General features: G+C 67.7%; 21 protein-coding genes. 17 read left to right on the forward strand and 4 right to left on the reverse strand.

Going from position 1 to position 22,837, the window contains the following annotated elements; all coding sequences use genetic code 11:
• Positions 1 to 174: 174 nt before the first annotated feature.
• Complete coding sequence (locus ACF8ME_RS17535; RefSeq protein ID WP_392417594.1) at positions 175 to 1,164, forward strand: esterase/lipase family protein; 990 nt, start codon at positions 175 to 177, stop codon at positions 1,162 to 1,164.
• Here the strand turns inward: ACF8ME_RS17535 and phhA are convergent.
• Together phhA and ACF8ME_RS17545 are read right to left on the reverse strand one after the other, a co-directional pair.
• Positions 1,098 to 2,009, reverse strand: coding sequence for a phenylalanine 4-monooxygenase (gene phhA / locus ACF8ME_RS17540; protein WP_016446498.1), 912 nt, complete (start codon positions 2,007 to 2,009; stop codon positions 1,098 to 1,100). The two genes, ACF8ME_RS17535 and phhA, sit on opposite strands and share 67 nt — an antisense overlap.
• A gap of 64 nt (positions 2,010 to 2,073) precedes the next feature.
• On the reverse strand, positions 2,074 to 3,081 hold the full coding sequence (locus ACF8ME_RS17545) for a Bug family tripartite tricarboxylate transporter substrate binding protein (protein ID WP_392417923.1): 1,008 nt from the start codon (positions 3,079 to 3,081) through the stop codon (positions 2,074 to 2,076).
• 476 nt (positions 3,082 to 3,557) lie between these two features.
• Here ACF8ME_RS17545 and ACF8ME_RS17550 point away from each other — a divergent pair, with 476 nt between their 5' ends.
• The 10 genes from ACF8ME_RS17550 to rfbC all read left to right on the forward strand — a co-directional run bounded on the left by ACF8ME_RS17550 (position 3,558) and on the right by rfbC (position 13,121).
• On the forward strand, positions 3,558 to 4,040 hold the full coding sequence (locus ACF8ME_RS17550) for an Lrp/AsnC family transcriptional regulator (RefSeq protein WP_016446496.1): 483 nt from the start codon (positions 3,558 to 3,560) through the stop codon (positions 4,038 to 4,040).
• A 135-nt stretch (positions 4,041 to 4,175) separates the two neighbouring features.
• A complete protein-coding gene (locus ACF8ME_RS17555) occupies positions 4,176 to 4,901 on the forward strand; it encodes a GNAT family N-acetyltransferase (RefSeq protein ID WP_016446495.1) in 726 nt (241 codons plus the stop codon).
• A 106-nt stretch (positions 4,902 to 5,007) separates the two neighbouring features.
• On the forward strand, positions 5,008 to 5,889 hold the full coding sequence (locus ACF8ME_RS17560; protein WP_016446494.1) for an HlyC/CorC family transporter: 882 nt from the start codon (positions 5,008 to 5,010) through the stop codon (positions 5,887 to 5,889).
• 91 nt (positions 5,890 to 5,980) lie between these two features.
• On the forward strand, positions 5,981 to 7,588 hold the full coding sequence (gene lnt, locus ACF8ME_RS17565) for an apolipoprotein N-acyltransferase (RefSeq protein ID WP_392417596.1): 1,608 nt from the start codon (positions 5,981 to 5,983) through the stop codon (positions 7,586 to 7,588).
• 178 nt (positions 7,589 to 7,766) lie between these two features.
• Positions 7,767 to 8,291, forward strand: a complete 525-nt coding sequence (fabA, locus tag ACF8ME_RS17570) for a bifunctional 3-hydroxydecanoyl-ACP dehydratase/trans-2-decenoyl-ACP isomerase (RefSeq protein ID WP_016446492.1) — start codon at positions 7,767 to 7,769, stop codon at positions 8,289 to 8,291.
• Complete coding sequence (gene fabB / locus ACF8ME_RS17575) at positions 8,288 to 9,511, forward strand: beta-ketoacyl-ACP synthase I (RefSeq protein ID WP_016446491.1); 1,224 nt, start codon at positions 8,288 to 8,290, stop codon at positions 9,509 to 9,511. Before fabA ends, fabB begins: the two co-directional genes overlap by 4 nt.
• A gap of 164 nt (positions 9,512 to 9,675) precedes the next feature.
• A complete protein-coding gene (gene rfbB / locus ACF8ME_RS17580; RefSeq protein WP_016446490.1) occupies positions 9,676 to 10,746 on the forward strand; it encodes a dTDP-glucose 4,6-dehydratase in 1,071 nt (356 codons plus the stop codon).
• Complete coding sequence (rfbD, locus tag ACF8ME_RS17585) at positions 10,743 to 11,645, forward strand: dTDP-4-dehydrorhamnose reductase (protein ID WP_252651511.1); 903 nt, start codon at positions 10,743 to 10,745, stop codon at positions 11,643 to 11,645. The genes rfbB and rfbD overlap by 4 nt, the downstream gene beginning before the upstream one ends.
• A 40-nt stretch (positions 11,646 to 11,685) precedes the next feature.
• Entirely contained in the window at positions 11,686 to 12,576 is an 891-nt protein-coding gene (gene rfbA, locus ACF8ME_RS17590) for a glucose-1-phosphate thymidylyltransferase RfbA (protein ID WP_373805497.1), read from the forward strand.
• Positions 12,573 to 13,121 carry a dTDP-4-dehydrorhamnose 3,5-epimerase gene (gene rfbC, locus ACF8ME_RS17595; protein ID WP_097203771.1) on the forward strand — a complete coding sequence of 183 codons (549 nt, stop codon included), beginning with the start codon at positions 12,573 to 12,575 and terminating at the stop codon, positions 13,119 to 13,121. The genes rfbA and rfbC overlap by 4 nt, the downstream gene beginning before the upstream one ends.
• A 6-nt stretch (positions 13,122 to 13,127) precedes the next feature.
• Here the strand turns inward: rfbC and ACF8ME_RS17600 are convergent, their stop codons facing one another.
• Positions 13,128 to 14,009, reverse strand: coding sequence for a LysR substrate-binding domain-containing protein (locus ACF8ME_RS17600; protein ID WP_017407333.1), 882 nt, complete (start codon positions 14,007 to 14,009; stop codon positions 13,128 to 13,130).
• Positions 14,010 to 14,222: 213 nt separating this feature from the next.
• Here ACF8ME_RS17600 and ACF8ME_RS17605 point away from each other — a divergent pair, with 213 nt between their 5' ends.
• The 6 genes from ACF8ME_RS17605 to ACF8ME_RS17630 all read left to right on the forward strand — a co-directional run bounded on the left by ACF8ME_RS17605 (position 14,223) and on the right by ACF8ME_RS17630 (position 21,647).
• Positions 14,223 to 15,674 carry an NCS1 family nucleobase:cation symporter-1 gene (locus ACF8ME_RS17605; RefSeq protein WP_392417598.1) on the forward strand — a complete coding sequence of 484 codons (1,452 nt, stop codon included), beginning with the start codon at positions 14,223 to 14,225 and terminating at the stop codon, positions 15,672 to 15,674.
• Positions 15,675 to 15,684: 10 nt separating this feature from the next.
• Positions 15,685 to 16,425 (forward strand): GntR family transcriptional regulator, encoded by a 741-nt coding sequence (locus ACF8ME_RS17610; protein WP_016446484.1) that lies wholly within the window; start codon positions 15,685 to 15,687, stop codon positions 16,423 to 16,425.
• A 178-nt stretch (positions 16,426 to 16,603) separates the two neighbouring features.
• Positions 16,604 to 17,647 (forward strand): putative 2-aminoethylphosphonate ABC transporter substrate-binding protein, encoded by a 1,044-nt coding sequence (locus ACF8ME_RS17615; RefSeq protein ID WP_126311299.1) that lies wholly within the window; start codon positions 16,604 to 16,606, stop codon positions 17,645 to 17,647.
• A gap of 14 nt (positions 17,648 to 17,661) precedes the next feature.
• On the forward strand, positions 17,662 to 18,735 hold the full coding sequence (locus tag ACF8ME_RS17620; RefSeq protein WP_016446482.1) for an ABC transporter ATP-binding protein: 1,074 nt from the start codon (positions 17,662 to 17,664) through the stop codon (positions 18,733 to 18,735).
• Positions 18,732 to 20,498: a putative 2-aminoethylphosphonate ABC transporter permease subunit gene (locus tag ACF8ME_RS17625; protein ID WP_209799044.1), complete on the forward strand. Its 1,767-nt coding sequence runs from the start codon at positions 18,732 to 18,734 to the stop codon at positions 20,496 to 20,498. Before ACF8ME_RS17620 ends, ACF8ME_RS17625 begins: the two co-directional genes overlap by 4 nt.
• Positions 20,499 to 20,531: 33 nt before the next feature.
• Positions 20,532 to 21,647 (forward strand): TIGR03364 family FAD-dependent oxidoreductase, encoded by a 1,116-nt coding sequence (locus ACF8ME_RS17630; RefSeq protein ID WP_392417601.1) that lies wholly within the window; start codon positions 20,532 to 20,534, stop codon positions 21,645 to 21,647.
• Between the two features lie 12 nt (positions 21,648 to 21,659).
• Here the strand turns inward: ACF8ME_RS17630 and ACF8ME_RS17635 are convergent, their stop codons facing one another.
• Positions 21,660 to 22,835: a zinc ribbon domain-containing protein gene (locus ACF8ME_RS17635; protein WP_267178209.1), complete on the reverse strand. Its 1,176-nt coding sequence runs from the start codon at positions 22,833 to 22,835 to the stop codon at positions 21,660 to 21,662.
• Positions 22,836 to 22,837: the final 2 nt, after the last annotated feature.

Raw genomic sequence — 22,837 nt, forward strand, 5'->3', positions numbered from 1 at the left:
CAGGGGAACGGCAAAGGGGCAGGCGCCGGTCGGCCGGCCACCGCTGCGGCTGATTCTGGTCAGGCGGGTGCTTTGCGGTCTACGCGGGGTTGTCCTAGGCAGGGGCCGGCGTCCCCGCGAAAGTGCGGCCGCTCTGTGCTACGTTGGCGTTTTTTTCAGGGAGGGCGGGCTGCCGTGAACGCACGCATTCTGCAAATGGTGGCGCTGGGCACGCTGGCCGGCGCCATGGCCTGGCTGGCATGGTGGTGGCCGGAATCGCCCTGGCTGGCGCTGGCAGGAGCGCTGCCGGGCCTGTGCTGGCCGGGCCTGCACTTGGGCCTGCAGATGGTGTTGATGCGCCGCGTGGTGCGCAAGGCCGGCGCACCCGTGCCCGCCTGGCGCACGGTGGCGGCAGCCTGGCTCGCCGAGTGGGCATTGGCCGTGCAGGTGTTTGGCTGGCGCCTGCCCTTCCGGGTCCATGCCGAGGCCGATGGCTGGCCAGGTGACCCGGCCGCAGGACAAAACGCAAGCCCGGTCACAGGCCAGGTCGGCATGGTGCTGGTCCACGGTTTCTTCTGCAATCGCGCGGTCTGGGCGCCATGGCTGCGGCGGCTCAAGGAACGCGGCATTGCCTGCGCGGCCATGACGCTGGAGCCGGCGCACGGCGCATCCATCGACGCCATGGTGGCCGACCTCGATGCCTGCGCACGCCGCATGGCCCAGGCCACGGGGCAGGCGCCGCTGATCGTGGCCCACAGCATGGGCGGGCTGGTGGTGCGTGCCTGGCTGGGCCGGTTGTCCGCGCAGGAGCGCCGGCAACTGGCTGCCCATGTGGTGACCCTGGCCACGCCGCACCGCGGCACCTGGATGGCGCGCTTCGCCCATGGCCTGCCGGCGCTTCAGATGCGCGAGGACAGTTCCTGGCTGCAGCGCCTGGGGCCGCCGCCGCCCGAGGTGGCCTTCAGCTGCTGGTGGAGCTGCTGCGACAACATCGTCTTTCCCTTCCCCGTGGCCACGCTGCCAGGGCAGCACGCGCACCGCCTGGACGACGTGGCCCATGTGCAGCTGGTGTTCGACGAGCGCGTCTGGCGCTTTTGCCTGGAGCTGCGCGAGCGGCTTCAGGACGCGGAAGTCTGCAGGGCCACTTCACCGGGCAGCAGCGCATCGGCCGCGATGGTCGGCTGATCGCGCAGCTGGCGGTACAGCGGCTCGAAATCGGCGGCCGTGAGGTCGAACAGCTGCTGCAGGTCGTCGATCACGAAGTAGGTGTGCTGGTAGGTGTCGATCTTGTAGAGCGTGCGCATGGCGCGCTCCAGCGACAGCGGCAGGCGCTGCGGCTCGGGGCTGCGCACCGAGTAGTTGAGCTCACCCGAAGAACTCAGAATGCCCGCGCCGTAGGCGCGCAGGCCACCCTGCTCGCGGATCAGCCCGAACTCGATGGTGTACCAGTACAGGCGCGACAGCATCTCGCAGGCGCCCAGCTCGGCGGCCTTGAGCCCGCCCTGGCCATAGGCCTGGATATAGTCGGCGATGACGGGGTTGAACAGCAGCGGCACATGGCCGAAGAGGTCATGGAAGACATCGGGCTCGACGATGTACTCGAACTCCTCGGGCTTGCGGATCCAGTCCGTGACCGGGAATTTGCGGTTGGCCAGCAGCGAGAAGAAGGGCACCTCGGGAATCAGGCCCGGCACGCCGACGATCTCCCAGCCCGTGGCGCGGCGCAGGCGCTCGTTGACTTCCTCGAAGCGCGGAATGCGGTCCTTGGCGCCCAGCGAGGGCAGGGCGTCGATGAAATGCTGGCTGGCCAGTCCCGGCAGCAGGGCGGACTGGCGTTCGTACAGGCGCCGGTAGGTGTCGTGGTCGGCCTCGGTGTAGGCGTCGTAGTCCTGCGCGCAGGTGTAGTCGTCGCTGGCGCGGCTGTAGTCGCCGCGCGGGGGGCGGTCGGCCTGGCCGTAGACCACGGGTGCCACACCGGGGGCGTGGGCGGGGGCGTGGGACGAGGTGGGGGTCGCTGCGGTGCTCATCATGGTGCTCTCCAGGGATCTTGTCATTGCTGCCCCGGGCCGGGGGCAGGCAAGGCACCTGCGCGGCTCAGAGCTGGCGGATTCGGGCGGCCTGCACCAGCAGGCCGTATTTGCTGTGCTCGGAGCGCACAAAGCGCGCGAACTCCTGCAGTTGAAGGTCTTCGGGCAGCACGCCCATGGCGGTCAGCGTTTCCTGCACCGGACTGCTGCGCATGGCCTTCGAGAACACGGCGGCATGGCGCTGGGCCAGGTCGGCGGGCCAGCCGGCAGGCGCGAACAGGCCGAACCAGTTGGCGAGGTTGAAGCCCGGTACCGTGTCGTTGAGGCTGGGCACCTCGGGCAGCAGCGGCACGCGTTCCAGCGTGGTCACGGCCAGGGCCTGCAGCCGGCCTGCACGGATGTGCGGCAGCGAGGACGCCAGGCTGTCGAACAGCAGATCGGCCGATCCGTCGAGCAGGGCCGACAGCGCCGGCTGCGTTCCGCCAAACGGCAGATGCAGCAGCGGCAGCCGCGTGAGCATCTGGTACATCTCGCCCGACAGGTGCCCGCTGCTGCCCGGCCCGCCCGAGGCATAGCGCAGCGGCTGGCGGTGCTTGGCAAGAAAGCGCTGCAGGTCCAGCGCCGTGCGTATGCGCCACTGGCGCGCCAGATCGCTGCGCATCACCAGCACATTGGGCATGCGCGCCACCAGCACCAGCGGCTGGAAGTCGCGCAGCGGGTCGTAGCCCAGCTGGGGCTGCAGCCAGGGCAGCACGGCGTGCGTGGCGGCCGCGCCCATCAGCAGCAAGCGGTCCTGGGCCGTGGCCTGGGCCACCATGTTCGAGCCCTTGGCGCCGCCTTCGCCCGGCACGTAAAGAATGTGGATGGCCCCCAGCTTCGCGGAGCTGGCCTCGACCAGAGGACGCGCCGTGCGGTCCAGGGGGCCGCCGGCTGCATAGGGAACGATCAGGGTCAGGGCGTCGGATTTCGCGTCGCGCGCCGGGGCTGTCGAGGCTGTCGGAGGCGGCTGGGGCTGTGCCGAAGCCGGCAGCCAGGGCAGGGCGGCCAGGGCCGCCAGCAGGCTGCGCCGCGCCATCCGGGCCGACGGCTGCGGGCCGGCTGCCGCAGGTGCACGTACTGGCGCAGATGCACGGGCATGGCGTGGCATGGCGCGGGTGGCGTCGTGGCGGGGCGTCATGGCGTGAAGCGAAATGGAGGCGATCCCCGCAGTATAGGCAGCGCCGACTGCCGCTGAGGCCGCACGCGCCCATGTCCTGCGCGCGCCGGGCCGTCTGTGCGCGGGCGGGGAACTGGGCCAGGTTCAGCGGGGCTTTCATGGGGGTCTCCGGCCTTTTTGTGCAGGACAGTGTTTCGGGCGCCCCAGGCATGGCCTGCGGGCTTGCGATCAGTGCTGTCACTGTAGGCGGGAGGGGCTTCAGCTTTTTGCCGTTTGCCCTTGGTGGGAAAATGCGGAATGCATGAAAATTGCGGAATTCTTTTGTTTATCGCAATTTAACTGGTTAATTCGGGTTAACCCTGAAGAAATCCGTACTTATTTACGAGTCCACCGCCATGAGCGCCACGCACACCATCGACAAACTGGATCGGGCCATTTTGCGCCGCCTGCAGGCCAACGGCCGGGAAACCTATGACGTCATCGGGGAGCAGGTCGGCCTGTCTCCCAGTGCCGTGCTGCGCCGGGTCAAGCGCCTGGAAGACAGCGGCGTGATCGACCGCTATGTGGCCCTGGTCCAGCCGGAGACCGTGGGCCTGGGGCTGACCGCCTATCTCAACGTGCGCCTGGAGAAGTACACCGAGACCAGCAAGCGCAACCCCATGGACGTGTTCCGCGCCAGCGTGCAGACTTGGCCCGAAGTGGTGGAGTGCGTGTCGCTGACCGGGGAGATGGACTATCTGATGCGTGTGGTCGTGGCCGACATGCAGCACTACACGCGCTTCGTCATGGACACCTTGCTCAAGCATCCCAGCGTGCAGGATTGCAAGACCAGCTTCGTGATGGACCGCGTCAAGGTGACCACGGCCGTGCCTTTGTAGCCTTCGGGCTCGACAGGCGCCAGGCCGTTGGGTGTTGCAGGGAGGGGAAATTGGTTTGCATGCCAAAACCTTACGGTTTTGTTGCATTGCAATATCTTCGTTGCTCGACCTCGGGTTTTTACCTATATTTGAGCCATGAATGCATCCAAAGACTGGTTGAAGGCGTCCTGGCAGGCCGGCCGGGACATGTTGCGTGCGAGCGCAGGCCAGCCGCACCGTCCCGATGGGCGCTCCGCGTCCATGGTGCCCATTCGTTCGCTGGGCCCGTCCCACCGCGAACGCGTGGTGGCGCATTTGCTCAAGCTCGATGAAGGCGACCGCTACCTGCGCTTTGGCTATGCCGCCAGCGACGAGCAGGTTCGCCGCTATGCGATGCAGCTTGATTTCGAGCGCGACGACATCTTCGGCATCTACAACCGCCGGCTCGAGCTGATCGCCATGGCGCATCTGGCCTTTGCCTCGCATCCCGAGCACAAGAGCTGCGCCGAATTCGGCGTTTCCGTGCTCAAGCAGGCACGCGGCCGCGGCTACGGCGGGCGCCTGTTCAACCGCGCGGTGATCCATGCACGCACCAAGGGCGTGTCCATGATGTTCATCCACGCGCTGTCGGAGAACACGGCCATGCTCAAGATTGCGCGCAAGGCCGGCGCCACCATCAAGCGCGATGGCTCCGAGTCCGAGGCCTACCTGCAGCTGCCGCCCGCCGGCATCGACACGCACATGGCGTCGCTGATGACCGAGCACATCGGCGAGGTGGACTACCAGCTCAAGAAGCAGGCCAAGCAGTTCTGGGATTTCCTGGCCGACGTGCAGGAAATCCGCCGTGGCGTGCAGGATGGCCGCCACCAGGCCGGCGAATAGGCGCAAAACGCCGCAAAGGGAATTGGCGCAGCGCATGCAGGGGTGACGGAGCAATCCGCTATCCTTGCGGCTTGTTTCACTACCGCACGTCCTGCACTCCAAGACAGTGTCCGACCCCCATCCTGCGCGCTCTTCCGAGAAGGAAAGCAAGCGAAGCTTCCTGCAAAAGGTGGCCGAGTTCATCCACCCGGCCCCTGATTCTCCTGACGAGCTGATCGAGACCCTGGCCGACGCCGAGGACAACCAGGTCATCGGCCCCGAGTCCCGCGTCATGCTCGAACGCGTGATACGCATGGCCGACATGACGGCCGGCGACGTCATGGTCGCAGCCCCTCGCATGGACCTGGTCAACATCGACGCTCCGTTCGATGAACTGCTGCACCAGGTCATCACCACTGCACATTCGCGTTTCCCGGTCTACCAGGGCGAGCGCGAGAACATCATCGGCATCCTTCTGGCCAAGGACCTGCTCAAGCTGCAGCGTTCACCGGACCTGAACATCCGCGCCCTGCTGCGCCCCGCCGCCTTCGTGCCGGAGAGCAAGGGCCTGAATGATCTGCTGCGCGAGTTCCGGGGCAACCGCAACCATCTGGCCGTGGTCATCGACGAGTTCGGCCGCGTGGCAGGCCTGGTGACCATCGAGGATGTGCTGGAGGAAATCGTCGGCGAGATCGAGGACGAGTTCGACATCCCCGAGGACGAGGGCGACATCTTCGCCCTGGCCGACAATAGCTACCGCGTGGCGGGCGACACCACCATCGAGCATGTGAACGAAGCCTTCGAGGTCGCCCTGCATGCCCGCGATCCCGAAGATGAGTTCGACACCATCGGAGGCCTGATCGCCCACGAAATGGGCCATGTGCCCAAGCGCGGCGAGCAGATCCATCTGGCCGGCCTGGAATTCACCGTGCTGCACACCAAGGGCGGCGCCGTGCGCTGGTTCAAGGTGGTGCGCGATCCCGCAGCCGACAGTCTGCTGCGCAGCTGAGGCTGCCCCTTTCTATCCCCACCGACATCTCTCCCGTACCTGGCCGATGCCCCTGTCCAGTTCTTCCGCTTTTTCGCAAGACGGCCGGCGCATGGGCCGGCTCGCCGTGGGCGTGCTGCTGCTGCTTGCGGGTGCAGCCCAGGCCCTGTCGCTGGCCTGGCCCTGGGCGCGCGGCCAGGGCGACGGGCCGCTGAGCCTGGTCGGCGGCTATGGCCGCCCGCTGTGGTGGCTGCAGATTCTGTCGCTGGCCGTGCTGGCACGCGCCCTGCAGACGGCACAGCGCCCGGCCCAGGCGGCGGGGCGGGCCATGCTCTATGCCACCGCCTGGCTGGTGGCCACCTTCTGGTGGCTGTTCATCTCCATGCATGTCTATGGCGGCCTGCCTGCGCCGCTGGCCGTTGCCGCCGTGCTGGCGCTTGCGGCCTTCCTGGGCAGCTACTACGCGGTGGCCGCCTGGGGCTGGCACAAGCTGCGCCCCACCAGCACGGCGGGCGGCGCCTTGCTGTTCGCCGCCGTCTGGCTGCTGGCCGAATTGGCGCGTGGCTGGCTGTGGACCGGCTTTCCCTGGGGCGCGGGGGGCTATGCCCACGTCGAAGGGCCCCTGTCGGTGCTGCCGCGCTGGATCGGCGTCTACGGCACGGGGGCGGTGGCGTCCTGGCTGGCATATTGGCTGGCCGCCTTGGCGGCTGGTTCGCGGGGCGGACAAGCCCTTCGGCCTGCACGGTGCGCGGCCACTGTGGCGGCCCTGGTTCTGGCCTGGGGCGGGCTGTGGTGGCTTCGCGATGCCGCCATCAATGCACCATCGGCCGAACGGCCAGCGCTGAGCGTGGCCATGCTGCAGGGCAATATCCCGCAGGATGAGAAGTTCGAGGCCGGCAGCGGCATTCCGCTGGCCCTGGGCTGGTACGGGCGGGAGCTGCGCGCGGCCACGGCGCAGCTGGTGGTCGCACCCGAGACGGCCGTGCCCCTGCTGCCCCAGCAGTTGCCCGAGGAATACCTGGACCTGCTGCGCGAACCATATCTGAAGAAGGATGGCCGGCAGGCGGCGCTGCTGGGCATTCCGCTGGGCTCGGAAGAGGCCGGCTATACGAACTCGGTCGTGGGCTGGCAGCCTGGCCAGATCCAGGACTACCAATACGACAAGCACCATCTGGTGCCCTTCGGGGAGTTCATCCCGCCGCTGTTTCGCTGGTTCACGCAGATGATGAACATACCGCTGGGCGACTTCAACCGCGGCGCGCTGGGCCAGCCTTCCATGGCCTGGGCTGGCGAGCGGCTGTCACCCAACATCTGCTACGAGGATTTGTTTGGCGAAGAGCTGGGTGCACATTTCGGCAATGCAGCGACGGCGCCCACGGTGCTGGTGAATTTCAGCAACATCGGCTGGTTTGGCGACAGCGTGGCGATCGACCAGCATCTGGCCATCAGCCGCATGCGGGCGCTGGAGTTCGAGCGCCCCATGCTGCGCGCCACCAATACCGGTGCCACGGTGGCCATCGACCACCGGGGCGTGGTGACGCACGCGCTGGTGCCTTACGAGCGCGCGGTGCTTGAGGCCAGTGTGCAGGGCCGCGAGGCCTTGACACCGTTTGCGCGCTGGGTGAATGCAGCAGGTCTGGTCCCGCTGTGCGCCGCTGCTGCGGCGGTGCTGCTGGTGGCCTGGATCGGCCGCCGCAGGGCCTCGGCTCAGGGGCTGTAGCCAAGTCCCGCGACCTGGGTCGGCGTGGCTTTTGTGGCAGAGTTTTGATGCGGCCTCGGGGTTTTGTTGCAGTCTGGCAACGTTCAGCCCCGATAATGCGCGGCTGCATGGTCCGCTGCGGGCCGCACCCATTCAGAGATAGAGGTGGCGTCAGTGCCGCCGTGGAGCAAGTTAGACAATGGCCGATTCTTTTTCGTATGAGCAACTGATCGCTTCGGGCGAAGGCAAGCTGTTTTCCGCAGACAGCGGGCGTCTGCCACTGCCTCCCATGCTGATGTTCGACCGCATCACGCACATCGACACGGATGGTGGCGCCCACGGCCTGGGCAAGATCGTCGCCGAACTCGACATCAAGCCTGATCTCTGGTTCTTCGACTGCCATTTCCGGGGCGACCCCGTCATGCCCGGCTGCCTGGGTCTGGACGCCATGTGGCAACTGATCGGCTTTTACCTGACCTGGCTGCGCCTTCCGGGCCGGGGCCGTGCGCTGGGCGCCGGCGAAGTCAAGTTCACGGGCGAAGTGGGTCCTGACGTCAAGCTCGTGACCTACGAAATCGACATCAAGCGCGTGATCAAGCGCAAGCTCAACATGGCCATCGGCGATGCACGCCTGCTGGCCGACGGCAAGGAAATCTACGTCGCCAATGACCTGCGCGTGGGCCTGTTCCTGCGCGAGGGTGAAGGCCAGGGAACGGCAGCATGACCAAACGTCGCGTAGTCATCACCGGCGCGGGCATTGTCTCGTGCATCGGCAACGACCTCGATACCGTGGAGACCTCGCTGCGCGAGGGGCGCACGGGCATCAAGGCCATGCCGAAGTTCACCGAACTGGGCATGCGCAGCCAGGTGGCCGGTGTGCCGGAGATCGACGTCGAGGCACGTATCGATCGCAAGCAGCTGCGCTTCATGGGCGATGCCGCTGCCTATGCGCAGATCGCGCTGGAAGATGCCATCGCCCAGGCCGGCCTGGCTCCCGAGCAGGTCAGCCATCCGCGTACCGGCCTGATCATGGGCTCGGGCGGCGGGTCGCCGGCCAACCAGATCGAGGCGGCCGACACGCTGCGCGAAAAGGGCATTCGCCGCGTCGGGCCCTACCAGGTCACGCGCTGCATGAGCTCCACGGTGTCCGCCTGCCTGGCGACCAACTTCAAGGTCAAGGGCATCAACTACTCCATCACCTCGGCCTGCTCCACCTCGGCGCACTGCATCGGCGCAGCGGCGCAGCAGATCGCCTGGGGCATGCAGGACGTGATGTTTGCCGGCGGCGGCGAAGAGCTGTCCTGGGGCATGGCACTGCTGTTCGACGGCATGGGGGCCATGTCCAGCAAGTACAACGACCAGCCCGAAAAGGCTTCGCGCGCCTATGACGCCCACCGCGACGGTTTCGTGATCGCAGGTGGCGGCGGCGCGGTGGTGCTGGAAAGCCTGGAGCACGCCCAGGCCCGGGGTGCGAACATCCTGGCCGAAGTCGTGGGCTTTGGCGCCACCAGCGATGGCGAGGACATGGTCGCGCCCTCGGGCGACGGCGCCATCGCCTGCATGCAGCAGGCCCTTGAAGGCCTCGAAGGCGGCGTGGACTACATCAACACCCACGGCACCTCCACGCCCGTGGGCGACATGCAGGAAGTGCGCGCCATGCGCGCGCTGTTCGGCGACCAGGTGCCGCCGTTCTCCTCCACCAAGTCGCTGACCGGCCACTCGCTGGGCGCCACCGGCGTGCAGGAAGCCATCTACTGCATGATCATGATGAACAAGGGCTTCATCGCGGGTTCGGTCAACGTGGACACGCCCGATCCCGCGCTGAACGACATGCCCCTGGTCACGCGCACACGCGATGCCCAGCTGAACACCGTGCTGTCCAACAGCTTCGGCTTCGGTGGCACGAACGCCTCGCTGGTGCTGCGCCGCTGGCAGGGCCAGTGAATACGCCCTGGTGTGTAAAAGGCGTGTCCTGAAGGAAAAAGCCCGCCTCCTGCGGGCTTTTTCACTGGTGAACGCCGACAATGCCCAGGTCGCGCGGGAGGCAGCACGGCAGGCTGCTGCCTGAACCCCGAACCAAGAACAATGAAATTTTGCAAGGTTGAACCATGATTCTTGTCACAGGCGGCGCCGGCTTCATCGGCGCCAATTTCGTGCTGGACTGGCTGGCTGCCGGCGATGAGCCGGTGCTCAACGTGGACAAGCTCACCTACGCGGGCAACCTCAAGAGCCTGGAGAGCCTGCAGGGCGATGCGCGCCATGTCTTCGTGCAGGCCGACATCGGCGATGGCGAAGTCCTGGCCCGCCTGCTGGCCGAGCACCAGCCGCGCGCCGTGGTCAACTTCGCGGCCGAAAGCCATGTGGACCGTTCCATCCACGGCCCCGAGGACTTCATCCAGACCAACGTGGTCGGCACCTTCCGCCTGCTCGAGGCCGTGCGCGGCTACTGGAGCGCGCTGGATGCCGAGGCCAGGGCGGCCTTCCGCTTCCTGCATGTCTCCACCGACGAGGTCTATGGCAGCCTGGCGCCAGCGGCACCGGCCTTCACCGAAGACCATAACTACGAGCCCAACAGCCCGTACTCGGCCAGCAAGGCCGCCAGCGACCACCTGGTGCGCGCCTGGCATCACACCTACGGCCTGCCCGTGCTGACCACCAACTGCAGCAACAACTACGGCCCGCTGCATTTCCCCGAGAAGCTGATCCCCCTGATGATCGTCAACGCCCTGGCCGGCAAGCCTTTGCCCATCTATGGCGATGGCATGCAGGTGCGCGACTGGCTCTATGTGCGCGACCATTGCAGCGCCATCCGCCGCGTGCTGGAGGCCGGCAAGCTGGGCGAGACCTACAACGTGGGCGGCTGGAACGAAAAGCCCAACGTCGAGATCGTGAACACCGTCTGCGCGCTGCTCGACGAGCTGCGCCCCAAGGCCGATGGCACCAGCTACGCTGCCCAGATCACCTATGTGAAGGACCGCCCCGGTCACGACCGGCGCTATGCCATCGACGCGCGCAAGCTCGAGCGCGAACTGGGCTGGAAGCCCGCGGAGACCTTCGAGACCGGCATCCGCAAGACCGTGCAGTGGTACCTGGACAATCCCGAGTGGGTGGCCGATGTGCAGTCCGGCGCCTACCGCGAATGGGTCAGCCGCCAGTACACGGAGGGAGCCGGCGCATGAAGCTGCTGCTGCTGGGCCGCAATGGACAGGTGGGCTGGGAGCTGCAGCGCAGCCTGGCGCCGCTGGGCGAGTTGATTGCGCTGGACCGCCAGGACGACGCCGGTGGCCAGGGCCTGTGCGGCGATCTCTCTCGCCTCGATGAACTCGCACGGACCGTGCGCGCTCTGCGTCCCGATGTCATCGTCAATGCCGCCGCCCACACGGCCGTGGACAAGGCCGAAAGCGAGCCGGAACAGGCGCGGCTGCTCAATGCGCTGGCTCCCCAGGTGCTGGCCCGCGAGGCGGCGCAGACCGGCGCGCTGCTGGTGCACTACAGCACGGACTACGTCTTCGATGGCAGCGGCAGCGCTGCGCGCACGGAGACCGAGGCCACGGCGCCGCTGTCCGTCTATGGCGGCAGCAAGCTCGAAGGCGAGCAGCTGATCCAGGCTTCGGGCTGCCGCCACCTGATCTTTCGCACCAGCTGGGTCTATGCGGCGCGCGGCGGCAACTTCGCCAAGACCATGCTGCGCCTGGCCCAGGAGCGTGAAGCACTGAGCGTGATCGACGACCAATGGGGCGCACCGACGGGCGCGGACCTCATCGCCGACGTCACGGCCCATGCCATTCGCCAGCTGCAGCGCCAACCCGGCGACCAGGGCCTGTACCACCTGGTGGCCGGTGGCGAGACCACCTGGCATGCCTACGCCAGCCACGTGATCGCCCGCGCCCGCGAACTCGCGCCCGACCGGCCCTGGAAGGTGCAGCGCATAGCTGCCGTGCCCACCAGCGCCTTTCCCACCCCGGCGCAGCGTCCGCACAATTCCCGCCTGAACACCGAGCGGCTGCAGCAGACCTTCGGCCTGCGCCTGCCGCACTGGCAGGCCGGCGTGGACCGCATGCTGCAGGAAATCATCTGAGCGCGGCTGCGCGCTTCAGCAGAACCCCAGGATCCAGGACATGAACCAGACACGCAAAGGCATCATCCTCGCGGGCGGCTCCGGCACCCGCCTGCACCCGGCCACGCTGGCCATCAGCAAGCAGCTGCTGCCGGTCTACGACAAGCCCATGATCTACTACCCGCTGAGCGCTCTCATGCTCGCGGGCATCCGCGAGATCCTCGTGATCAGCACCCCGCAGGACACGCCGCGCTTCGAGCAGTTGCTGGGCGATGGTTCGCAATGGGGCCTGAAGCTCGAATATGCAGTCCAGCCCAGCCCGGATGGCCTGGCCCAGGCCTTTTTGATCGCCGAAGACTTCCTGGCCGGCGCCCCCAGCGCCCTGGTGCTGGGCGACAACATCTACTACGGACACGATTTCCCCCGCCTGCTCGAACGCGCTGACGCGCGCAGCGAGGGCGCCACGGTGTTTGCCTACCATGTGCAGGACCCGGAACGCTATGGCGTGGCCGAGTTCGATGCCCAGGGCCGGGTTCTTTCCCTGGAGGAAAAACCCAGGCAGCCCAGGAGCAACTACGCGGTCACGGGCCTGTATTTCTACGACAACCAGGTCGTTGAGCTGGCCAAGTCCATCAAGCCCTCGGCGCGCGGCGAGCTGGAAATCACCGACCTCAACCGCCTGTACCTGGACAAGGGCCAGCTCAATGTGGAACTCATGGGCCGTGGCTATGCCTGGCTGGACACGGGCACGCATGACAGCCTGCTGGAGGCTGGCCAGTTCATTGCCACCCTGCAGCAGCGCCAGGGCCTGAAGGTCTCCTGTCCGGAGGAGATCGCCTTCCGCCAGGGCTGGATAGATCGCGCCCAGCTCGAGACGCTGGGCCAGGCCTTGGCCAAGAATGGCTACGGCCAGTACCTGCTGCAGATCCTCAAGGAAAAGGTGCACGCATGAAGGCAACACCCCTGGCCATTCCCGAGGTGATGCTGATCGAGCCCAAGGTGTTTGGTGACGATCGCGGCTTTTTCCTCGAAAGCTTCAACCAGCAGGCCTTCAACCAGGCCACCGGCACGGACCACCAGTTCGTGCAGGACAACCACAGCCGCAGCAAGAAGGGCGTGCTGCGCGGCCTGCACTACCAGCTGCCTCCCCATGCCCAGGGCAAGCTGGTGCGCGTGGTGCGCGGCGCCGTGTTCGATGTGGCCGTGGACATCCGCAAGGGCTCGCCGACCTTCGGCCAATGGGTGGGCGCCGAGCTGACGGAAGACAACCACCGCCAGCTGTGGGTGCCCCCAGGCTTTGCCCACGGCTTCATGGTGCTCAGCGACAGCGCCGACTTCCTCTACAAGGCCACGGCCTTCTACGCGCCCCAGGCCGATCGCGGCATTGCCTGGGACGACCCGGCCATCGGCGTGCAGTGGCCGCAGCTCGATGTGGAGCTGTCGCTGTCGGACAAGGACCTCAGGCAGCCGCTGCTGGCGGATGCCGAGCTGGCCTGAGCCAGTTCACATCTGGTCCGGCAGCACCCCGCCCGGCACGGCCTCCTCCAGAAAGCCGGCGATCAGCCGGGCCTGGCGGCGTTCGCGCAGGCAGTACAGGTACTCGGGCAGGCGCGGCACGGGGCCTGCGAAGGGCAGGACGACGATGTCGGGGTGGGCCGAGGCTTCATGCCGGGCGAAGACGCTGATGCCCATGTCGCGGATCACGGCCTCGCGGATGGCTTCGCGGCTGGCGATTTCCATGATGTGGCGCGGTGCTAGGCCGGCGGCGGCCAGCATCTGTTCGGTGAGCTGGCGCGTCATGGAGCCGCGCTCGCGCAGGATCAGCGTGTCTTGCACCAGATCGGACGCCTGCACCATGGTGCGCTGCGCCAGCCGGTGGCTGCGGTGCACCAGCAGGGCCAGCGGGTCCTGGCCCAGCTCCACGCGCAGCAGGCGCGGATCACCTTCCAGGTGCGATGAGGTCGCCAGGTCCACCTGGTAGTCCACCAGCGCCTGCACCATCTGGCGCGAGTTGCCGCCCACGATGGCCACTTCCACCCGCTCGAAGCGCCGCTGGTAGCGCTTGACGATGTCCAGCACGTAGTAGGGCGCCGTCGCACCGATGCGCAACTGGCCCTGGCTGGCATCGCCCGAATGGCGCAGCGCCGACTCCAGCTGGATGGTCTGCAGCAGCAATTGCTCGACCTGGGGCAGCAGGCGCAGCCCGGCATCGGTGATGGACAGGCGCCCGCCCTGGCGATGGAACAGCTCCACGCCGTAGTGCTCTTCCAGCGCGCGGATCTGGGTGGTCACGGTGGGCTGGCTCAGCGAAAGCTGGCGTGCCGCCTGCGTGATGCTGCCCAGGCGGGCCACCCAGAAGAAGGACTTGAGCTGCGTGACGAACATGGCGGGGTGTTGGGGTCAGGAATGCCTGGCGCCATTTCAACATGGCGCCGTGATGCGCAGGGCCGGCGTGGCCGGGTATGTCCCTGGAAACAACTCCTGCGCCTGAAGGCACACTTCTTGCATACCAGTTTGCGTGCCAGTTTGTGTGCCAGCTGATTCATGGGTCTCGGCTGGTCTTGTGTCAGTGATTGCTCGTGATCAAGGAGCGCAGCAATGGATATTCGCAATCCCTCGCCGGGTCTTTACAACGAAGACCTGGCGCCCACCAAGGACCGCCGCTGGGGCGCCTTCAGCATTTTCAACGTCTGGACTTCGGACGTGCACAGCCTTTGGGGCTACTACCTGGCGGCCAGCCTGTTTCTGCTGTGCGGCAGCTTCGTCAATTTTCTGATCGCCATCGGCATCAGCTCCCTGGTCATCTTCTTCTTGATGAACCTGGTGGGCTATGCGGGCGAGAAGACCGGCGTGCCCTATCCGGTGCTGGCGCGTGCGTCCTTCGGGGTATGGGGCGCGAATCTGGCTGCCCTGGTGCGAGCCATCGTGGCCTGTTTCTGGTACGGGGCGCAGACGGCGGCCGCCTCGGGCGCCATGGTGGCGCTGATGGTGCGCAATGACGCCCTGCTGTCCTTCCACCAGACGACGCACTGGCTGGGCCATTCGGGGCTGGAGGTGATCTGCTACGTGGTCATCTGGGCCTTGCAGCTGCTGATCATCCAAAGGGGCATGGAGACCGTGCGGCGATTCCAGGACTGGGCCGGGCCTGCCGTGTGGATCGCCATGCTGGTGCTGGCCATCGGCCTGTGCGTGAAGGCCGGCGGCTTCAGCTTCGACCACGGCATTCCCATGGATGTGCTGCTGGACAAGACCAAGGATGCGGGGGTGAGCGGCGCGCCGGGCAGCTTCTGGGCGCTGATGGCCGTGGGCGCGACCTGGATCACCTACTTTGCGGCGCTGTACCTGAACTTCTGCGACTTCTCGCGGTATGCGAAGAACAAGGAAGCGGTCGCCAAGGGCAACCTCTGGGGCCTGCCCGTGAACCTGATCGCTTTCTCGCTGGTGGCCGGCATCACCACGATTGCGGCCTTCAAGGTCTATGGCGAGGTGCTGCTGCACCCCGAGCAGATCTCGGCCAAGTTCGACAGCTGGGTGCTGGCCCTGCTGGCCGCCGTCACCTTTGCTGTGGCCACGCTGGGCATCAACGTGGTGGCCAACTTCGTCTCGGCGGCCTTCGATATTTCCAACGTGTTTCCCAAGCGCATCGACTTCAAGCGCGGCGGATACATCGCCGCACTGATCGCCCTGGCTCTCTACCCCTTTGCACCATGGGAGGGCGGCGCTGCCCACTTCGTGAACGCCATCGGCGCCACCATGGGGCCGCTGCTGGGCATCATCCTGGTGGACTACTACCTGGTGGCCAAGGGCAACATCAACGTGGCGGCGCTGTATGACGAGCATGGCGAGTACCGCTACGAGGGCGGCTGGAATGTCAACGCGCTGATCGCCACCGGCATCGGCAGCGTGTTCTCCACCATCCTGCCCAACTTCACCAGCCTGCTGCCGGTCTGGTGGGGCACCTACGGCTGGTTCTTCGGCGTGCTGATCGGCGGCAGCGTGTACTGGGTGATGGCCACGCTGCGCCCGCGCCGCATTCCGGCCGCAGCCTGAGGAGGCCGCCATGTCCGAGCCGCAGGATGCGCCGGCCACCGGGCCGGCCTTGATTGCCGAGCGCGTGATGCGCTCCATCGTCGAGCGCAAGCTGCGCCCTGGCGAACGCCTGGGCGAAAAGGAACTGGCCGAGGTCTTCGGTGTGAGCCGCACCATGGTGCGCGAGGCGCTGATGCAGCTGCAGGCGCGCGGCTTCGTCGAGGTGCGCTCGCGCCAGGGCTGGTACGTGGTCGAGCCCTCGTTCGAGGAAGCCCAGGAAACCTATGCCGCGCGCCGCGTGCTGGAGTCCGGCATGCTGCGCGACGCGGGCCGGCCGCTGCAGGCGGCCATACGCACGCTGCGCGAGCATGTGGCCCAGGAGCGCGGCGCCATCGCCGAGGCCGACAACGCCGGCCAGCGCAGCGTGCTGCTGGCCGACTTCCACGTCTGCCTGGCCGAGCAACTGGGCAACCGCTTTCTCACGGCCATGATGGCCGACCTGTCGGCGCGCACCACCCTGGTGTCTGCGCTGTACCAGTCGCAGACCGAGGCCCAGCACTCCAATGCCGACCACGAGGCCATCGTCGATGCGCTGGCCGCCGGCGACATGGCGCGCGCCGAGCAGTTGATGCGCGAGCACATCGACGCGCTGGCCGCCAGGCTGGATCAGAACCTTGCCCACCGCGCGCGCCTGCAGGACCGGCTGCTGGATGCGCTGCAGCCGCAGACGGCCCAGGCTGAGCGCCCGGGCAGGGTAAAGCCGCGCCGCTGAAGAAGGCGGGAGCGGGGCGAGGGGGCGCCGAGGGGCGGAGGGCACCCAAATCCGCCAATACCCGCTTCGCTAAATTTCCGTTGTGTGACACGGACGTTTCACCTGCGCTTTCTACAGTGGGTGTCAGAGGTGGCGACCCTGCCGCCTGTCCACGAACCCACAACGGAACTGACACGCCATGCGCCACACCCTTGCCTCCCTGGGCCGCCGCCTCGCCATTGCCTCTGCGGCGCTGACCGTCGCCTCCTTCGCCTCCCTGGCCCACGCGGCCAAGACCGAGCTGCTGGTCTACAGCGCGCTGGAGGCCGACCAGATCAAGGCCTACAAGAGCGGCTTCGAGAAGGCCCATCCCGAGATCGAACTCAAGTTCGTGCGCGACAGCACGGGCATCATCACGGCCCGCCTGCTGGCCGAGAAGGCCAATCCCCAGGCCGACGTGATCTGGGGCGTGGCCGCCACCTCGCTGATGCTGCTGGACAAGCAGGGCATGCTCCAGCCCTACGCGCCCAAGGGCCTGGACAAGGTGCGAGCCAACATGCGCGATCCGCGCGCCCAGCCGACCTGGGTGGGCATGGACCTGTGGTCCTCGGCCATCTGCTTCAACACCGTGGAGGCCGGCAAGCGCAAGCTGCCGGTACCCGCCAGCTGGGCCGACCTGGTCAGGCCCGAGTTCAAGGGCACGATCACCATGCCCCACCCGGCCTCCAGCGGCACGGGCTACCTGATGGTCGCGGCCTGGCTGCAGATCATGGGCGAGGACAAGGGCTGGGCCTACATGGACGGCCTGCACCAGAACATGGGCGTGTACACGCACAGCGGCTCCAAGCCCTGCCGCCAGGCAGGGGCTGGCGAGTTTCCCGTGGGCCTGAGCTTCGAGTACCGCGCCAGCAAGACCAAGAAGGACGGTGCGCCCATCGACATCGTTTTCCCCCGGGAAGGCCTGGGCTGGGATGTGGAGGCCACGGCCATCCTCAAGACCAGCAAGAAGCAGGAAGCCGCCAAGGCCCTGGCCGACTGGGCCGTCACGCCCGAGGCCAACAAGCTCTACGCCGCCAACTTCGCCGTGCTGGCCTTGCCTGAGGCGCAGGAAAAGCTGGAGTTCATTCCTGCCGACCTCGAAAAGCGGCTGGCGAAGAACGACTTCGATTGGGCCGCGGCCAACCGCGAGCGCATCCTGGCCGAGTGGAGCCGCCGCTACGAAGCCAAGGCAGAGAAAAAGTAAGCCGGAGCCACGCCATGCTGCGCATAGACCATATCGCCAAGCGCTACCGCGAGCAGCAGGTGCTGCGCGGCATTGACCTGAACGTGGAGGCGGGCGAGTTCGTCAGCCTGCTCGGCCCTTCGGGCTGCGGCAAGACCACGCTGCTGCGCATCGTCTGCGGCATCGACATGCCTGACGAGGGCAGGGTGCTGTTCCAGGGCGATGACATCACGCGCTGGCCGGCCGCACGCCGTGGCTTCGGCGTGGTGTTCCAGAGCTATGCGCTGTTTCCCAATCTCACGGCCGCGCAGAACGTGGCCTTCGGGCTGAACGGGCAGCCTGCGGCGCAGGCGCGCGAGCGCGTGGCCGAGATGCTGTCCCTGGTGGGTCTGGGCGCGCAGGCCCAGCGCTACCCGGCCCAGCTGTCGGGCGGCCAGCAGCAGCGCGTGGCACTGGCCCGCGCGCTGGCGCCCCGGCCGCGCCTGCTGCTGCTCGACGAGCCGCTGTCCGCGCTCGATGCCCAGGTGCGCACCGAGCTGCGCAGCGAGATCCGCCAGCTGCAGCGCCAGCTGGGCATCGCCTCCATCATGGTCACGCACGACCAGGAAGAGGCCTTGTCCATGGCCGACCGCGTGGTGCTCATGCACCAGGGCCGCATCGAGCAGCAGGGTTCGCCCGAGCAGCTCTATGCCCAGCCCGTGAGCCAGTTCGCGGCCGGTTTCGTGGGCCGCATGAACCTGCTGCCGGCCACGGCCGAGGGGGCGGACCAGGTGCGCATCGGCGAAGCCAGCCTGCGCTGTGCGCTGGCCGGCTTCGAGCGTGGCGACGCGCTGCTGGTCGGCGTGCGTCCGGAAAGCGTGGTGCTGCACCCGGCCCAGCCCACGGCGTTGCCCAACCTGTTGCGCGCCCGCGTGGTGGAGACCTCCTTCCTCGGATCGATGGCCCTGGTGCGCCTGTACAGCCCCACGCTGCAATGCCAGGTTGACGCCCAGTGGCCCCTGCGCCACGACGTGGGCCTGCCCGACTGGCTGCAGGGCGAGGTGCTGATGGAGCTGCCCGCCGCTGCGCTGCAGCCGTTGGCGGCGCCCGACGCGAGGAAGGCCGCATGAGCGCGCATCCCATGGACACGGCCGTTTCCGTGCCGGTGCCGGTGGACCGCTTCGCTTGCGCACGCCGCAGCGCGCCTGCAGGACCCGTGCGTCCGCAGGGGCGCAGTGCAGGCTGGGAGCGCTGGTGGCTGGGCGCCCTGGTGCTGGGCGCACTGGCCTGGCTGCTGGCCACCATCGCCCTGCCGGTGGCCAGCCTGCTGGGCAGGAGTTTCTGGGACGACACGGGCCGCTTCACGGGCCTGGCCCAGTTCATCACCTATGCGCGCATGCCGGGCGTGGCGCAATCGCTGTTCAACAGCCTGTGGCTGTCGGCCGTGAGCAGCACGGTCTGCGTGCTGCTGGCCTATGCCTACGCCTATGGCGTGGTGCGCAGCTGCATGCCGCTGGCGCGCTGGTTCCGCGCGCTGGCCCTGGTGCCGCTGCTGGCGCCCTCGCTGCTCATGGCCATCAGCCTGATCTACCTGTTCGGCAGCCAGGGCCTGCTCAAGGGCTGGCTGCAGGGGGGCTCGGCCTACGGGCCCTTCGGCATCATCGTGGGCTCGGTGCTCTGGACCTTTCCGCATGCGCTGATGATTCTGTGCACCACGCTGGCCTCGGGCGATGCGCGCCTGTACGAGGCGGCCGCCACGCTGGGCGCCAGCCGCTGGCGCAGCTTCCGCCAGGTCACGCTGCCGGCCAGCCGCTACGGGCTGATGATTTCGTGGATCGTGGTTTTCGTGCTCGTGGTGACCGACTTCGGCGTGCCCAAGGTCATTGGCGGCAACACGGCCATGCTGGCCACCGACATCTACAAGCAGGTCATCGGTCAGCAAAACCTGTCCATGGGTGCGGTGGTGGCCATGCTGCTGCTGGTGCCGGCCGGCCTGGCCTTTGCGGCCGAGCGCCATTTGCGTGCGCGCCAGGCGGCCACCATGGGCGTGCGCTCCGTGCCGCTGGTGCCCCAGCCCCATGCGCCGCTGGACCGCGCGCTGTTCGCCTACTGCGCGCTGGTGGCGCTGGCGCTGCTGGCCGTCATGGGCACGGCCGTGCTGGCCTCCCTGGTCAGCTACTGGCCCTACAACCTCACGCTGACATTCAAGAACTACCGCTTCGACATGATGGACGGCGGCGGCTGGGCCAGCTATGGCAACTCGCTGTCCATGGCGCTGGCCACGGCCGTGCTGGGCGCGGTGCTGAGCTTTGTGACCGCCTACCTGGTGGCCAAGCCCGTGCGCTGGGCGCGCACGCGCCAGTGGCTGCATGCCGTGGCCACGCTGCCCATGGCCGTGCCGGGGCTGGCGCTGGGCCTGGGCTACATCCTGTTCTTCAATGCCCAGGGCAATCCGCTGCACTTCCTGTACGGCAGCATGGCCATTCTGGTGCTGTGTTCGGTGGCGCATTTCTTCTCGGTGGCGCACATCACGCAACTGGCCGCGCTGCAGCAGCTCGATGCCGAGTACGAGCGCGTGGCCGATTCCATGGGCGTGGCCTTCTGGACGCTGCTGTGGCGCGTGCACCTGCCGGTGTGTCTGCCCGTGGTCATGCAGGTGGCCGGCTATTTCTTCGTCAACGCCATGACCACGGTGTCGGCCGTGGTGTTCCTGTACTCGCCCGAGACCACGCTGGCCTCGGTGGCCGTGCTGGCCATGGACGACGCGGGCGACACCGCGCCGGCCGCCGCCATGGCCACGCTGATCTTTGCCACGGCCGCTGCGGGCCGGCTGCTGATCGCGGCGCTGGATGCCTGGGTGCAGCGGCGCACGCAGCGCTGGCGCCAGCGCTGACTTTTTTCCTTTCCCTCTCCTCTGTTTTCTCCCATGAAGAACTACGACCTGATCGTGGTGGGGGCCGGCATTGTCGGCCTGGCCCACGCCTATGCGGCTGCGCGCCGTGGCCGCAGCGTGCTCGTCATCGAGCGCGACGCGGCCTGCATCTCCGCCTCCATCCGCAATTTCGGCTTTGTCACTGTCACGGGGCAGCAGGCGGGCGCCCACTGGCAGCGGGCCATGCGTTCGCGCGATACCTGGGCCGAGATCGCGCCGCAGGCCGGCATCGAGGTCGTGCACCGCGGCCTGTGGCTGACGGCGCGCCGGGCCAGCGCCGAGGCCGTGCTCCACGCCTTTCTGAGCACCTCCATGGGCGAGCGCTGCGAGCTGCTCACGCCGGCCCAGGCCGCCGAACGCCACCCGGCACTGCGCACCGAAGACCTCAGCGCCGTGCTCTACAGCCCGCATGAGCTGCGCGTGGAGTCGCGCACAGCCATTGCCAGGTTGGCGCAGTGGCTGGAGCAGGCCATGGGCGTGGATTTCCGCTTTGGCGAGGCCGTGCTCGACGTGGCCGCGCCCCGGGTGCGCAGCACGCGCGCCAGCTACCACGGCGAACGCGTGGTGGTCTGCAACAACGCCGACCCGGGCGGCCTGTTCGCCGGCCTGTGGACGCCGCACCGCATCCAGCTGTGCCAGCTGCAGATGCTGCGCGTGCGGCCGCAGCCGGGCTTGCAGCTCAAGGGCTCGGTCATGGGGGACCTGAGCATGGTCAGATACGAGGGCTACAGCGCCCTGCCCGAAGCCGCCGCGCTGCGCGCCGAACTGGAGCGGGAGGAGGGCGAGAGCCTGGCCCACGGCATCCACCTGATCGCCGTGCAAAGCGCCGACGGCAGCCTGGTGGTGGGCGACTCCCACCACTACGGCGCAGCGCCCCCGCCCTTTGCCAGCGAAGCCGTGGACCGGCTGATGCTGCGCCACATGAACGAGGCCCTGCACCTGCGCGATGCGCAGGTGGTGGAGCGCTGGGTGGGCGTCTACCCGAGCGCGCAGGACGCGCCCTGCGTGGTGCATGCGCCCGACGAGGCCACGCGCGTGGTGGCGGTCACCGGAGGTTCCGGCGCGAGCACCGCCTTCGGGCTTGCCGAAGAGGTCTGGAGCGCGTGGTGAGCGGCAGCCGGCCTACTTGCCGAACATCACCCACAGCAGCGCCAGCACCATGATCGTGGCCAGCACGGCCAGCGTGATCTTGAGGGCGCTGTAGGGGCGCTCGCCCGCGATCTGGCCCGTGTAGCCGTTGGCGATGATCTGGAAGGTCCTGCTGCCGTAGGTGTAGCCCACCAGCCAGACCGGCACTAGGATGTGCTTGAAGGTGCGGCCCTGGTACTCGCGCTGCATCTGCAGGTTGCGGTAGGTGTCGCCGGGCACCTGGCGCGCGCACAGGGCGCGCAGCTGCTCGTCCATGTCCTGCACGTTGACCTGCGCGGCCTTGCCCAGGTCGATCTGGTAGCGCTCCACGGTCCAGCCGCGCACGAACTCGGGCGTGTAGGGCTTGAGGTCGGTGGTGGTGGGAAAGGGCTCCACCTGGCGCAGCAGGTTGGCGTGCACGCCCACGGTGCCGGGCACCAGCTCGTCGTCGAAGAAATGGGCGAGGCTGCCCGAGGCCGGCTCCCAGCGCACATGGCGCACCTGGCGCGTCTGCACGTTGCCGTTGCTGTCGCGGTAGGACTCGGTGGTGTAGTAGTAGAAGCCCGCCTCGGCCTGCCAGTCGGCGCTGGCGTGGGCGTCGAAGGTCCAGTAGGGCAGGTAGACGCCGTGCAGCGTGTCGGTCAGCGCGGCGGATTTCAGGCGGTTGGGCGCGAACCAGCGGCTGCCGTACCACTGGCGTATGCGGTCGCGGATCTGGCCGTCGCTGATCTTGAAGGGCAGGATGCTCTGCGGCGTGATGGCATCGCCCTGGCCCTCGTGGGCCACGATGGAGGGCGAGCCGCAGAAGTCGCAGCGCTGGGCCACGGTGCGGTTGACGAAGACCGAGATCGCGCGGCAGTTCTGGCACTGGACCTCGTAGCGGTCCTCCGTGCCCCAGCCCCGGCCGGACTTGGGGTTGCGCAGTGCCTCGGCCAAGTCCTGCTCGACCACATCGCGGCCCAGTTCCTCGCGCGTTTCCTCGCTCCAGGGCACCGTGGTGCCGCAGTACGGGCACTTGAGCGCCTGGGCCTGGGCATTCCATTCGAGGTTGGCGCCGCATTCGGGGCAGGGGTGCTTGCGCACCATGGCCGGCGCGGCGGCGGCGGCCTCCCAGGAACCGGAGGCGGGGGAAGTCGAGGTGCTGGAGGAACTGGAGGAGGGCGCGCTCACGG

Origin of the sequence: Delftia sp. WSY_7, from assembly GCF_043104845.1 — a bacterium.
In the GTDB taxonomy this organism is placed as follows: Bacteria; Pseudomonadota; Gammaproteobacteria; order Burkholderiales; family Burkholderiaceae_C; genus Comamonas; species Comamonas tsuruhatensis.